This is a genomic window from Cobetia sp. SIMBA_158 (assembly GCF_046566945.1).
Classification (GTDB): domain Bacteria; phylum Pseudomonadota; class Gammaproteobacteria; order Pseudomonadales; family Halomonadaceae; genus Cobetia; species Cobetia amphilecti.
Map to the genome: position 1 here is coordinate 1 of NZ_JAWJYL010000004.1, position 12,782 is coordinate 12,782.

Here is a 12,782-nt window from a genome sequence, read left to right on the forward strand (position 1 = left end):
GGGTGGATGATGGGGTTCGAACCCACGACCACCGGAGTCACAATCCGGGGCTCTACCACTGAGCTACACCCACCACTTCTGGAGGTTGGACAGAAAGCCTGCCGTCTCCATCTCGTTGATACTGCTCAAGCTGACATGCAATGGGGTGGATGATGGGGTTCGAACCCACGACCACCGGAGTCACAATCCGGGGCTCTACCACTGAGCTACACCCACCACTGCATGAACATCTTCACATCGTCTGGTCGCAGTCATCAGGCTCAATGAAGAGCATTCCGACATCCACTTCGATGACAAACGTCATCTCGATGGCACGCCCAGCAGGACTCGAACCTGCAACCTACGGCTTAGAAGGCCGTTGCTCTATCCGGTTGAGCTATAGGCGCAGAAACTAATGCTGCGAGTCAACCTCCGGACAAAGCCCTGAATACTGTTTCAGAAGACCGAAGCCTTGCGATACGTTGTATTCAAGTGGTCGGGATAGAGGGATTCGAACCCCCGACATCCTGCTCCCAAAGCAGGCGCGCTACCAGACTGCGCTATATCCCGAAACCGTCTTCAACCGACCGTCGAACCCCGTCGATGCGAGGCGTATTCTACCGAACTTTCGTCTGCGGTCAAGCCCTTACGTGAATTCTTTCCAAAAGAATCGTTTGCCCCTCGCGCTGTCATGCCAATGTCATGTCGCGGGCTTTCATCCCTGCAGCCTCCAACATCTCTCCTTGCTGATACAAGGCGCCACGCCTTTCATCGCTTCTGCCACTGACGCAGTGATGACTTGCGACGGCTGAGCGCCGCCGGTGGACTGACTATCGTCTTCACGCTTTCTGCCTCTATGCCATCCGCCCTCTCCCATCTACCCCACCCTTCTCCTTACCCCGCTCTCTGCTTCACCCTTTGTCTCTCCCTTTGCTTCTACCTCTGCTGCGCCTCTACAGAGGGAGCGTCAAGGCGACAACCGCATGACATGACCCCACTCTCGCCTGCCTCCTGGCGCCGTCTTCTGCACTGTCGGGCGCCTGCGAAAGACCTGACGCCCATGACAGCTTTCGACCAAGGTCGTCATTCGGCGTTGACTGGAGGGCAAGGCATGCGAAAATTGGCCATCGTTGTCCCTCCTGCATTTATCGCCCACGAGAAGGAATGATCGCTGATGTCAGCACAACTGATAGATGGCAAGGCCATTGCCGAACGCGTACGCCAACAGGTAGGCCGTCAGGTCGATGCGCGTCGTGATGCCGGTGAACGTATTCCGGGGCTTGCCGTCGTGCTGGTCGGTGAAGACGCGGCGTCCGAGGTCTATGTCCGCAACAAGCACCTCGCCTGCGAGAAGGCTGGCATTCTCTCCACCCAGCACCGCCTGTCCGCTGACACCACTCAGCAGGAACTGGAAGCCCTGGTCGACCAGCTGAATGACGACACCAGCATCGACGGCATCCTGGTGCAGCTGCCGCTGCCGGCGCATCTCGATTCACGCCCGATTCTCGAGCGCATCCGTACCGACAAGGACGTGGACGGCTTCCACCCCTACAACCTCGGTCGTCTGGCGCAGCGCCTGCCGGTAATGCGCCCCTGCACCCCCAAGGGCATCATGACGCTGCTGTCCGAGAGCGGCCTGCAGGTGCGCGGCATGGACGCCACCATCGTGGGCGCCTCCAACATCGTCGGTCGCCCGATGTCACTGGAGCTGATGCTGGCCGGCTGCACCACCACCGTCTGCCACCGCTTCACCAAGGACCTGGAGAGCAAGGTCCGCCAGGCAGACCTCGTCGTGGTCGGCGTCGGCAAGCCGGGCCTGGTCAAGGGTGAGTGGATCAAGGAAGGCGCCATCGTCATCGATGTGGGCATCAACCGCCTCGACAACGGCTCGCTGGTCGGTGACGTGGAGTTCGCCCCGGCAGCGGAGCGCGCAGGCTGGATCACGCCGGTACCGGGCGGCGTCGGCCCGATGACCGTTGCCTCGCTGCTGGAGAACACCCTGTTCGCCGCCGAGCTGCACGATGCCCAGCTGGCCGGCAAGTAAGCACGCACCCTCTCGCTGACACCTCCCCTGGCCGCGGGGCATCGCATGACAGGATGCCCCGCAGGCCCTGCTTCAGGATTTCACCATGCCCCTCAAGACACTTGGCATCATCGGCGCCATGGCCGAGGAAGTCGCCATCCTCGCCGAGCTGCTGGAAGACAGCACCACGACTCAACATGCCGGCTCCACCTTCCACGTCGGCCAGCTGCACGGCCTCAAGATCGTGCTGCTGCAGTCCGGCATCGGCAAGGTCAATGCCGCCGTGGGCGCCTGCCAGCTGATCGAACGCTACCAGCCGGACGCCATCATCAACACCGGTTCCGCTGGGGGCTTCGCGTCTGATCTGGAGATCGGCGACGTGGTCATCTCCAGCGAAGTGCGTCACCACGACGTCGATGCCGTGGTGTTCGGCTACGAATACGGTCAGGTGCCGCAGATGCCGGCCGCCTACCCGTCAGACCCGGCACTGGTGAAGATCGCGCGTGAGTGCGTCGAAGCCCAGGGCGAGATCAAGGCGCGTGAAGGCCTGATCTGCACCGGCGACATCTTCATGGCAGACCCGGAATTGGTCGCGCTGACTCGCTCGCGCTTCCCGGACATGCTGGCCGCCGAGATGGAAGCCGCCGCCATCGCCCAGACCTGCTTCGTCTATGAGATGCCGTTCGTGGTCATCCGTGCGCTGTCTGACATCGCCGGCAAGGACAACAACAGCCAATCCTTCGAGGAATTCCTGCACGTCGCCGCACGTCAGTCCTCGCGCATGGTCGAGGCCATGATCAAGCGCCTCGCCAGCTGATCAGCAGCCGCCCGACGGCGACCCCGCCCGACTGGCCATAAAAAACCGCCGCCCCTCTCGGGGCGGCGGTTTTTTTCGCGGTGACATTTTCGCGGCGACAATGCGTCATGCCAACGGCATCAGCCTTCCAGCACCCAGGTCGTCCCCTCGCGGGAATCCTTGAGGATGATGCCCTGAGCGGCCAGCTCGTCACGGATACGGTCAGCACCCGCGAAATCCTTGGCCTTCTTGGCGGCAGCACGCGCCTCGATCTGCGCCTGGATCTCGTCTTCCGACAACGCCAATGTGGCAGTATCGCCCTTGAGGAAGACCGCCGGGTCCTGGCCGAACAGCCCCAGCAGGCCGCCCAGCGCGGTCAGTTCGAAGGCCAGCGCCGGCGCCTGCTGCGGTGCCTCCTTCTTGGCACGGTTCAGCTCGCGAGCCAGCTCGAACAACACCGACAGCGCACCGGCCGTATTGAAGTCGTCATCCATGGCAGCCACGAAGCGTACCCGCCAGTCGCCTGACACCTCGCCCTGTTCGGGCGTGACGTTCTCCAGCGCATTGTAGAAGCGCTCCAGCGAACGACGCGCCTCATCCAGCGAGTTGGCTTCATAGCTGATCGCACTACGGTAGTGGCTGGCCACCAGCAGATAACGCACCACTTCCGGGTTGTGCTGCTCCAGCACATCACGAATCGTGAAGAAGTTGCCCAGCGACTTGGACATCTTGTCCTGCCCGACACGCACCGCGCCGGCGTGCATCCACACGTTGGCATACTGCTGGCCAGTGGCGGCTTCGGACTGGGCGATCTCGTTCTCGTGATGCGGGAAGGTCAGGTCAGGCCCGCCGCCGTGGATATCGAAGGTGTTGCCCAGGCAGCAGGTCGACATCGCGGAGCACTCGATATGCCAGCCCGGACGGCCCGCGCCCCAGGGAGACGGCCAGCTGGCCTCGCCCGGCTTGGCGGCCTTCCACAGCACGAAGTCGAGCGGATCTTCCTTGGCCTCTTCCACTTCCACGCGCGCGCCGGACTGCATGTCGTCGAGCTGACGGTTGTTGAGCTTGCCGTAGCCCTCGAAACGACGCACACGGTAGTAGACATCACCGTTGCTGGCCGCGTAGGCAAAGCCCTTGTCGACCAGCGTCTCGGTCATCGCGATGATATCGCCGATGTGCGCGGTCGCCCGTGGCTCGCGATCAGGACGCAGGATCCCCAGACGCCCCTCGTCTTCGTGCATCGCCTGGATCATGCGCTCGGTCAGCGCCTCGAAGGCTTCGCCATTCTCGTCGGCACGCTTGAGGATCTTGTCGTCGATATCGGTGATGTTGCGCACATAGGTGACGTCATAGCCACGCGCACGCAGGTAACGCGTGATGATGTCGAAGGCCACCATCACACGCGCATGGCCGATGTGACAGAGGTCATAGACCGTCACGCCACAGACGTACATGCGCACCTTGTTGCCTTCCAATGGCACGAAGGGTGCCTTGGTCCGGCTCAGGGTACTGTAGATGGACAGTGTGCTCGCGGCATCTTCGAGTGAAATCATTCAGTCATCGCCCTTGGCTACTTTGCTGACAGTGCGCTGTCAGCCTTGCGAAATGGAGCGGCCCGCAGGCCGGTCATGCAGCTTCGTCATCGAAGGTACAGGATCAGCCTGCGGGCCGTGAAGCGGGTCAAAAGTCATGCCAGCAGACCTCCCGCAGGAGGCCTGGCTGCCATCAACCCTTCTTCTGGGCCTTGGCCCAACCGTCCTTCAGGCTGACGGTACGGTTGAAGACCAGCGCGCCATCGACGCAGTCATGGCGGTCGGCGACGAAGTAGCCGATACGCTCGAACTGGTAACGCGTTTCCGGCGCGGCATTGCGCAGGCTCGGCTCACCGAAGCCCTTGACGATACTCAGCGAGTTCGGATTGAGATGCTCAAGGAAGTCGACATCCTTGTCACGGTCCGGCTCGGCTTCCAGGAACAGGTTCTCGTACTGACGCACCTCGACCGGCACCGCGTGCTCGGCGCTGACCCAGTGGATGACACCCTTGACCTTGCGGCCTTCCGGGTTCTTGCCGAGGGTATCGAGGTCGACACTGCAACGCAGCTCGACGATCTCGCCGGCCTCATCCTTGATCACTTCATCACAGCGGATGACGTAACCGTTGCGCAGACGCACTTCCTTCTCGGGCGCGAGACGGAAGAACTTCTTCGGCGCGTCTTCCATGAAGTCGTCGGCGTCGATCCACAGCTCACGGGTCAGCGGAATCTGGCGCGTGCCCATGTCGTCACGTGCCGGATGGCCCGGCACCTCGAAGACTTCCTCATGACCTTCCGGCAGGTTGGTCAGCACCACCTTGAGCGGATTGAGCACGCACATGGCCCGCAGCGCGTTGTCTTCCAGGTCGGAACGGATGGCGTGGTGCAGCATGCCGATCTCGACCATGCCGCCATCCGCGCGGCTCACGCCGATCATGTCGCAGAACTTGCGAATGGAAGCGGCCGTGTAGCCACGACGACGCATGCCCGAGATGGTCGGCATGCGCGGGTCATCCCAGCCATCGACGACGCCTTCGTCCACCAGCAGCTTCAGCTTGCGCTTGGAAGTGACGGTGTAATCCAGGTTCAGACGCGCGAACTCGATCTGACGCGGCGTGACCGGTACCGGCAGGTTGGCGAGGAACCACTCATACAGCGGGCGATGGTCCTCGAATTCCAGCGTACAGATGGAATGCGTCACGCCTTCCAGCGCATCGGACTGACCATGCGTGAAATCGTAGGACGGGTAGATCTTCCACTTGTCGCCGGTCTGGTGATGGCTGGCATGACGGATACGATAGAGGATCGGATCACGCAGATTGATGTTGGGCGCCGCCATGTCGATGCGGGCACGCAGCACCTTCTCGCTCTCGCCGAATTCGCCCTTCTTCATGCGCTCGAGCAGATCGAGGTTTTCCTCGGGGCTACGCTCACGGTAAGGGCTCGGGCGACCCGGCTCCTTCAGCGTGCCACGATATTCACGAATCTCGTCCGGCGACAGGTCATCGACATAGGCCTTGCCTTCACGCACCAGGTGCTGGGCCCAGGCATAGAGCTGGTCGAAATAATCGGAAGCGAAGCGCACCTTGCCGGCCCACTCGAAGCCCAACCATTCGACGTCTTCCTTGATGGCGTCGATATAGGCCTGCTCTTCCTTGGCCGGGTTGGTGTCATCGAAGCGCAGGTGACAATCGCCACCGAGCTGCTGCGCCAGACCGAAGTTCAGACAGATCGACTTGGCGTGCCCGATATGCAGGAAGCCGTTGGGCTCCGGCGGGAAACGCGTGACAACCTTATCGGCACGGCCGGCCTCGAGTTCTTCGCGGATCTGGTTAAGCACGAAGTTCGGGGCGCTCTGGGTCTCGGTACTCATGAAGTTTCGCTGCACCTCTGTGTGGTTCCTGGGCGTCGTATTGCGGGTCGTCATGTGGTTGAACGAACGTGCGCAAGGACAACAAGACGGATGATCGGGGCTGCATCCACGCGCCTGCCGCCCGCTCAGGCTTTCGTGTCTGGATGCAAAGCCGCTATTATAGCGCGACGCCCGCAGGCGATGCCATGAAGCCGCGCCTGCCTGACACTTGAGCAAGACAGATGACCGGGAAGCCCGAATGATCGTTCTTCACACCAACTACGGCGATATCACCCTCGAACTCAACCACGAGAAGGCCCCGAAGACCGCGGCCAACTTCGAGCAGTACGTGCGTGAAGGCCACTACAGCAATGTCCTTTTCCACCGCGTCATTCCGGGTTTCATGGTTCAGGGCGGTGGCTTTGACACCGACTTCAACCAGAAGCCGACCAATGGCGTGATCGAGAACGAAGCCGACAACGGCCTCAAGAACGACCGCGGCACCGTGGCCATGGCTCGCACCATGGATCCGCATTCCGCCAGCGCCCAGTTCTTCATCAACGTCAATGACAACGACTTCCTGAACTTCACCAGCAAGACCAGCCAGGGCTGGGGTTACTGCGTGTTCGGCAAGGTCGTCGAAGGCATGGACGTGGTCGAGAAGATCGAAGCGGTCAAGACCACCCGTCGCGACGGCCACGCCGACGTGCCGGCAGAAGACGTGATCATCACCAGCGCTGAAATCACCGAATAAGCGATTTCGCCTGATCACGCCGCAAGGCGTGCCTGCCGCCCGGCCTTGCCTCGTGATCGCGAGTGCCAGGCTGGGCGGTTTGCGTTATGAACTCCCACGGCAGTGCGCCCTTGCGATGCCCTGCTGACCGCCCACCTTCGCGGACCCCGACCATGAACACGACTGCCACCACCCTCTTCATCTCCGACCTGCACCTGCAACCCGACACGCCCGAGATCGCCCAGGGCTTCCTCGACTATCTGGCACGCCTGGCTACCTGCCAGCCTGCCGTCGAGCGTCTGTTCCTGCTGGGTGACATCTTCGAGGTCTGGGTCGGCGATGACTATCGCAACGACTTCACCGACAGCATGAGCGCTGCGCTCAAGCGCATCGCCGAGCGCGGCACCGCGATCTTCTTCATGCACGGCAATCGCGACTTCCTGGTCGGCGAGACCTTCGCGGCCGAGGCCGGCGTGACGCTGCTGCCCGACCCAAGCGTGATCGAGCTGGACGGCGAGCGCGTGCTGCTGATGCACGGCGACAGCATGTGCACCCGCGACGAGGCCTACATGAAGTTCCGCGCCATGACCCGCGACCCTCAGTGGCAGGCGCAGATTCTGGCCATGCCGCTGGAGCAGCGTCTGGCGCTGGCCCAGTCATTGCGCATGCAGTCCGGCGAGACCAACAGCGAGAAGGATGAGGCGATCATGGACGTCACGCCCGAGGAAGTGGTGCGCGAGATGCGTGAGCATGACGTGCGCACGCTGATCCATGGCCATACGCATCGTCCGGCGGTGCATGAACTCGAGATCGATGGCGAGCCGGCGCGCCGCATCGTGCTCGGCGACTGGCGCCCGACTCAGGCCTTCGACATCATCGCCCGTGGCCAGGGGCCGGAGCTGCGTGAATTTGCGCTGCCGCTGGTCGATGCGATCACCCACGGCTGATCGCTTGCACACACCAAAAAGCCCCGCTGCCGATCACGGCAGCGGGGCTTTTTTCTTACGCTCTCACAGTATCAGGCGCTTCGCTGCGCCAGACGCTTCGCTCAGGCCGGTGACGATGCCTTGCGGCGCGCACGCCCCTCGGCAATCTCCACCAGCTGATGCCAGCCCAGTACCGCAGGGGCATCGGCGCTCGGCAGCTCTTCCAGCAATACCTTCAGACGCTGACACCGCTCGGCATCATGGGCATCGACCAGACGCAGCCAGGTGGCAAGCCCCATGGCCTCATGGTGAGTGTTTTCCTGCTCGATGGAGTAGGACAGCCCCTGCTCGATCAGGGAGCGCACCTTCTCCAGCGGCAGCCCCTGAGCACTGCGCAGGCTCGCGACCAGATAGCTGACTTCTGACAGGTAGAAGGAATTGCGCTCCTGGGCGACCAGCAGCACCTTCTCCATGTATTCCTCGGCGGCAGCGTGCTCGCCCAGCGCCATCACGGCGTCCATGTACCACAGGTTGGGCCGCTGATGACGCTCGCGTCCGGTCAGCTCCGCGAACTCGTTCATGCTCGACTGCAGCATGGACAGGCCATCGCGGTCGCCATTCATCGCCCGCGCCCAGCCCAGCACACCATGCGCTGCCATGTGCCACAGGTGAAGGTCCGCTGAACGCGTCACTTCCAGGGCCCGCTCGGCGCGCTGGGTCGCCAGATGGGTGTGGCCCAGCTGGCGATACAGAGAGGTGGAGAACATCAGCGCCATCGCCAGCGAACCGGGCTGACCGATCTGCTCGGCCATGCGAATCGCCGCCTCGGCCTGCTGCTCGGCCTTCACGTAGTCGCAGCGCAGGCACGATGTCCAGCTCTGCAGACAGGAGGCCGCCACCTGCGGGTGATCGCTGAACGGCAGCCATTCAAGCACCATCGGATGGTTGACCGGATCGATCTCATCCAGGTGCTCGCCCGCCACACGCACGCGACCGGCCCAGAACTCGCAGTGGGCACGCGCATAATCGGCCAGGCGACGATAGCGATCATCGGAAAGCTCTTCCGCCAGCTCGCTGAGGCCCGAGGCCAGCGCGAAGGCATCGGCGTGGGCATGACGCTCGCTGCAGCCGACCCACAGGCCCCATTTGACGATGAAGGCCTGCTCGAGGTCCGGCTCGTCGTCCTCGACCAGCGCAGGGCTGCTGAGCAGGTTGCGTGCCTGCACGAAGCTCTCGTGGGCGATGCGTGAGCCATGGCCTTCCAGCGCGAAGCCGGACTGGCCACGTACCGTCAGCAGGCTGACTTCGCGCTCTTCCTGACCATCGACATGCTTGAGGCAGGCCAGGCCGTTGTCCGCCATCTTGAGCGCGGTGCGGTTGGCGCTGATCTTGAGCGCCTCACGCGCCGACAGCTCGAAGTAACGCGCGGCACGGCTGAAGTTCTGCGACTTGCGCAGGTGAACGGCGAAGTAGCCGGGGTGACGACTGATCCAGGCGGGATACTTGTCCTCGATCAGCGCGACCACCTGATGGTGAATCCGGCGCCGCACATCCCGTGGACACGACAGGTAGGCCGCTTCCTGGATCAGCTGATGGGTAAACTGGTAGTCGAATTCACTGTCGCTGCTGCAGGCCTCGATGATCTCCAGGCGCTGCATGTTCTCGATGGCACGCTTGAGGCGGCCCTCCTCGAACTCACAGCTCTGGCGCACGAAGCTCAGCTTGAAGACACGCCCCAATACCGCGGCGGCGTGGGCGACATCACGCCCCTCTTCCAGCTGATCGATACGACTGGAGAGCAGACCGATCAGGCCCTTGGGCAACTCGTCGAGCTGCACCGGACGCCCTTCGCGGCGGTCCATGTCGAGACGCCGGCAGATTTCCTGCAGGTAGAGCGGCACGCCATCGCAGCGCTCGATGAGCTGACTGCGCATGCGCGGACTCAGGTGCAGGCGATAGCGACGTGACAGGTGCGACAGCAGGCGCGAGACCTGCATCGGGTCCAAGCGACCCAACGCGATGTGCTGGTCCCAGTTGAGCTTGACCGCCAAGCTGTCGCGACCGTTGTGGCTCGCGGCCAGCATGAAGCCGATATTGATCGGCAGACGCGCCTGCAGGCCAGCCAGCGCCTTGAGCGACGGCTCGTCGAGCCACTGCAGGTCATCGATCATCATCACCAGCGGACGCAGGCTGGCTGACTTCTCGATCACTAGATGCAGCACGCGCACGACACGTTCGACCGTCTCGCTGGACTGGATCAGCACTTCGTCTTCGGCAGTATCTTCCGCCGTGCCGAGCACCGCATGGAAGGAGCGACGCACTTCCTCGCTGATGCCCTGCAACGCCTCGGAAGACTCGAACAGCTGCTCGACGCTTTCGCGATCGATATTGCCGTCCAGACGCCAGCGAATCAGCGCCGTCACGACACTGTAGGGCTCCAGCTGCGAGAGACGCGTGGTCGGCATCCAGCACAGCCCGACATCCTGGCTCTGCTCCAGCTGACGGAAATTGACCATCAAGGCCGACTTGCCCATGCCGGAGTTGCCACTGACCAGCACGCTCTGGCGCAGGCCGATGCTGGCGCGGGCCAGCGCATCGCGCAGACGACGCAGCTCGCCCTCACGACCGATCAAGGTCGGCAGCGAGGATTCGCGGGTGGCGACACTGCTGCCCAGCACCAACGCACGCAGACGCACGCGACCGTCAGCGGCCAACAGGCGCGAGGTCAAGCGGGGCTGCAGGTCCAGTGCCGGCGGCATGTGCTGACTGGCTTCCTGGGAGATCACCAGCTCGCTGCCTTCGGCGGCGGTCATCAACTCGAGGGAATATTGGGTGACCTGACCCAGTGGGTCGGCCAGCTGACGCTCCGGCAGGTAGATGACCTGACCGGAGTGCAGGCCCGCCGACAGCGAGAAGGCCGGCGGCTTGCCTTCGCCGTCCCACAGCTTGGCGATCTCGTCGGGGATCGCCTTGCTGCAGTGCTCATAGAGCGCGACCAGCTCGGCGAGCTGATGCGCCGGGCCGTGGGTGCCGAAGCATGCCAGGCCCACGCCACCCGTGGCGCCCGGCAGCCAGAAGCCGCCCAGGTGATGACACTGCTGCTCCAGCCAGCGCAGCAGCTCGATCTGCAGCGTCAGACAGGCACGCGCCCAGACGCGGTCACGATGACTGTCCTTGACGCTCAGACGAATGGCCATGACCGACAGCTGACGGTGATCGATTTCCTCTTCGCGCAGCGGCGCGCTGTCCAGCGACAGGGTCCGTGAGATGGCGCCCTGCGGCGTCATGGCGCTCATGGTCTCGCTCTTGCCATCGGACCAGTAGCGCGCCAGTTGCAGGAAGCCGGGGTCCGGCTGCTGACCGGAGAGCGCCAGCTGCTGCAGGAAGGCATTGAACTGCTCATGGGCCGCGGCCGACTGGCCGCCTTCGGCCAGCTGACGCACGAGACGCTCATGGAAGGGGCCGTAACCGGAGAAGCGGCTGACCAGCGTACGCAGCACGTCATCGGGCAGCGGCTCGTCCGTGGCCAGCACCCGCTCGGCGAACTGGATGACGCGCTGACGCCACTCGCCACGCACCTTGATCATCCAGCGCTGGAAGTCAGGGCACTGGGTCAAGGAAAGCTCCTCGACCAGGTCGCCACGATACAGGGTGAGAATCTCCCCCAGGGTGGCGACGGAGGGCGGTGCCAGCAGCAGGCCGTTGAGCTCGTCGAGATCAAGCTCCCAGTGCTCCGGCAGCGAGAGCGCGATGGTCTGGCGCGACACCGTCAACAGATTGTCGGCCTCTTCGCCGAGACTCTGACGCAGACAGTGCAAGGCGTGGCGAAGGTTGGTCCGTCCGGAGGACAGCCCCTGATCCGGCCATAGCAACTCCGCCAACCCGGCACGGGAGACGGCCTGATCATGCAGCAGCAGATGCAGAAGTAGCGCCTTGACCTTGTCGTAGCTGAACTGAGTCAGCGTGTCATCACCCAACGTCAGCTGGAAATGTCCCAGCAGTGCCAGTTGAGCTTGACCAGATGTTTCCTGCGTCATGTGTCATCCATTTCAAAGTCGCGAACGAAACGCCAGCCCTGCCACGGCGCCGGTGATCCCCTGTCCTTGATCCTTGCCTTAGTCTCTCGTGCCTTGATCCATCGCGTCCCGACCCACCCTGGCCGAGGCGCGTGCTGCCCGTCGTGCGCTCGGCTGACCACTGTGGAAGCGGAAGACAGCATCGGGGGTTTCGATCAGCTCTCGTTCCACTTCACGTAGCACCGCGAGACGGGGTTCCAGTGGTTCATTGGTGTATTGCTCCGCCAACATGAGGTAATCCTCATAGTGACGTCCTTCTGACTTAACCAAAGTGCGATAGAACTTTGCAAGCTCTGGTTCCAGATACGGGATGAGGCGCGCGAAGCGCTCACACGACCTTGCCTCTATCAGGGCGCCGATCAGCAGGATGTCCACCAGGCGTTGCGGGTCTTCGTCCCTGACCTGATGGCGCAGGGCTTCGGCATAGCGCGAGGCCTTGATATGCCGATAGACGATGCCCCGCTTCTCCATCAGCCCGACCACCTGCTCGAAGTGCAGCAGCTCTTCGCGCGCCAGCTGTGACATCTTGATCAACAGCAGTGGCCGGTTCACGTAGCGGTACATCAGGCTCATGGCGGTGGAGGCGGCTTTCTTCTCGCACTGCGCATGGTCGATCAGCAACAGCTCCGGATTCTCAAGCGCCGCCTCGACCCAGCTCAGGGGCGTCCTGCAGGGCAGAAAGGCCAGCAGCGACGCCGGCAGCAAGGCATCGGTATCTTCATCGCTTGGCCCCTGCGACGCTGCGATCACGCGCGCCCCAGCCTCACTCTCGCCATACTGCCCAGCATGAACATCATCATGCTGCTTGCTCTGCTCAGGCGCAATCACATTGCGCTCGGTCACGTCTGTCATTGAATTCATTGTC

The 12,782-nt window shown here is 62.9% G+C and carries 8 protein-coding genes and 4 tRNA genes; 4 read left to right on the forward strand and 8 right to left on the reverse strand.

Annotated features, from left to right (window positions below; genetic code table 11):
- Position 1 precedes the first annotated feature (1 nt).
- The 4 genes from R2R70_RS07760 to R2R70_RS07775 form a co-directional block, all read right to left on the reverse strand.
- Positions 2-73: transfer RNA gene (locus tag R2R70_RS07760), tRNA-His, on the reverse strand.
- 68 nt (positions 74-141) lie between these two features.
- Positions 142-216: transfer RNA gene (locus tag R2R70_RS07765), tRNA-His, on the reverse strand.
- A 93-nt stretch (positions 217-309) separates the two neighbouring features.
- Positions 310-386, reverse strand: a tRNA-Arg gene (locus R2R70_RS07770).
- Between the two features lie 86 nt (positions 387-472).
- Positions 473-549 (reverse strand) — tRNA-Pro (locus R2R70_RS07775).
- A 604-nt stretch (positions 550-1,153) separates the two neighbouring features.
- Here R2R70_RS07775 and folD point away from each other — a divergent pair.
- On the forward strand, positions 1,154-2,023 hold the full coding sequence (gene folD, locus R2R70_RS07780) for a bifunctional methylenetetrahydrofolate dehydrogenase/methenyltetrahydrofolate cyclohydrolase FolD (RefSeq protein ID WP_054555494.1): 870 nt from the start codon (positions 1,154-1,156) through the stop codon (positions 2,021-2,023).
- A gap of 85 nt (positions 2,024-2,108) precedes the next feature.
- The gene (mtnN, locus tag R2R70_RS07785) at positions 2,109-2,819 is read left to right on the forward strand and encodes a 5'-methylthioadenosine/S-adenosylhomocysteine nucleosidase (RefSeq protein ID WP_303570971.1); all 711 of its coding nucleotides are present in this window, start codon (positions 2,109-2,111) and stop codon (positions 2,817-2,819) included.
- A 119-nt stretch (positions 2,820-2,938) separates the two neighbouring features.
- On the opposite strand, the gene cysS is transcribed toward mtnN, so the two are convergent.
- Both cysS and R2R70_RS07795 read right to left on the reverse strand, forming a co-directional pair.
- Complete coding sequence (gene cysS / locus R2R70_RS07790) at positions 2,939-4,321, reverse strand: cysteine--tRNA ligase (protein WP_410977881.1); 1,383 nt, start codon at positions 4,319-4,321, stop codon at positions 2,939-2,941.
- A gap of 202 nt (positions 4,322-4,523) precedes the next feature.
- Positions 4,524-6,203, reverse strand: a complete 1,680-nt coding sequence (locus R2R70_RS07795; RefSeq protein ID WP_043331306.1) for a glutamine--tRNA ligase/YqeY domain fusion protein — start codon at positions 6,201-6,203, stop codon at positions 4,524-4,526.
- A 238-nt stretch (positions 6,204-6,441) separates the two neighbouring features.
- On the opposite strand from R2R70_RS07795, the gene R2R70_RS07800 reads away from it, so the two are divergent.
- Both R2R70_RS07800 and R2R70_RS07805 read left to right on the forward strand, forming a co-directional pair.
- A complete protein-coding gene (locus R2R70_RS07800; protein WP_043331309.1) occupies positions 6,442-6,936 on the forward strand; it encodes a peptidylprolyl isomerase in 495 nt (164 codons plus the stop codon).
- A 152-nt stretch (positions 6,937-7,088) separates the two neighbouring features.
- The gene (locus tag R2R70_RS07805) at positions 7,089-7,862 is read left to right on the forward strand and encodes a UDP-2,3-diacylglucosamine diphosphatase (protein ID WP_054555497.1); all 774 of its coding nucleotides are present in this window, start codon (positions 7,089-7,091) and stop codon (positions 7,860-7,862) included.
- A gap of 101 nt (positions 7,863-7,963) precedes the next feature.
- On the opposite strand, the gene R2R70_RS07810 is transcribed toward R2R70_RS07805, so the two are convergent.
- Both R2R70_RS07810 and R2R70_RS07815 read right to left on the reverse strand, forming a co-directional pair.
- The gene (locus tag R2R70_RS07810; protein ID WP_131432499.1) at positions 7,964-11,878 is read right to left on the reverse strand and encodes an AAA family ATPase; all 3,915 of its coding nucleotides are present in this window, start codon (positions 11,876-11,878) and stop codon (positions 7,964-7,966) included.
- A 78-nt stretch (positions 11,879-11,956) separates the two neighbouring features.
- Positions 11,957-12,778, reverse strand: a complete 822-nt coding sequence (locus R2R70_RS07815; protein WP_410977742.1) for a tRNA-(ms[2]io[6]A)-hydroxylase — start codon at positions 12,776-12,778, stop codon at positions 11,957-11,959.
- Between the last annotated feature and the right edge of the window lie 4 nt (positions 12,779-12,782).

Bases quoted from the DNA above. Each gene is read 5' to 3' on its own strand.
- R2R70_RS07815 (WP_410977742.1), bottom strand. From the start codon at position 12,778: ATGAATTCAATGACAGACGTGACCGAGCGCAATGTGATTGCGCCTGAG.
- R2R70_RS07795 (WP_043331306.1), bottom strand. From the start codon at position 6,203: ATGAGTACCGAGACCCAGAGCGCCCCGAACTTCGTGCTTAACCAGATC.
- folD (WP_054555494.1), top strand. From the start codon at position 1,154: ATGTCAGCACAACTGATAGATGGCAAGGCCATTGCCGAACGCGTACGC.
- R2R70_RS07810 (WP_131432499.1), bottom strand. From the start codon at position 11,878: ATGACGCAGGAAACATCTGGTCAAGCTCAACTGGCACTGCTGGGACAT.
- R2R70_RS07805 (WP_054555497.1), top strand. From the start codon at position 7,089: ATGAACACGACTGCCACCACCCTCTTCATCTCCGACCTGCACCTGCAA.
- mtnN (WP_303570971.1), top strand. From the start codon at position 2,109: ATGCCCCTCAAGACACTTGGCATCATCGGCGCCATGGCCGAGGAAGTC.
- R2R70_RS07800 (WP_043331309.1), top strand. From the start codon at position 6,442: ATGATCGTTCTTCACACCAACTACGGCGATATCACCCTCGAACTCAAC.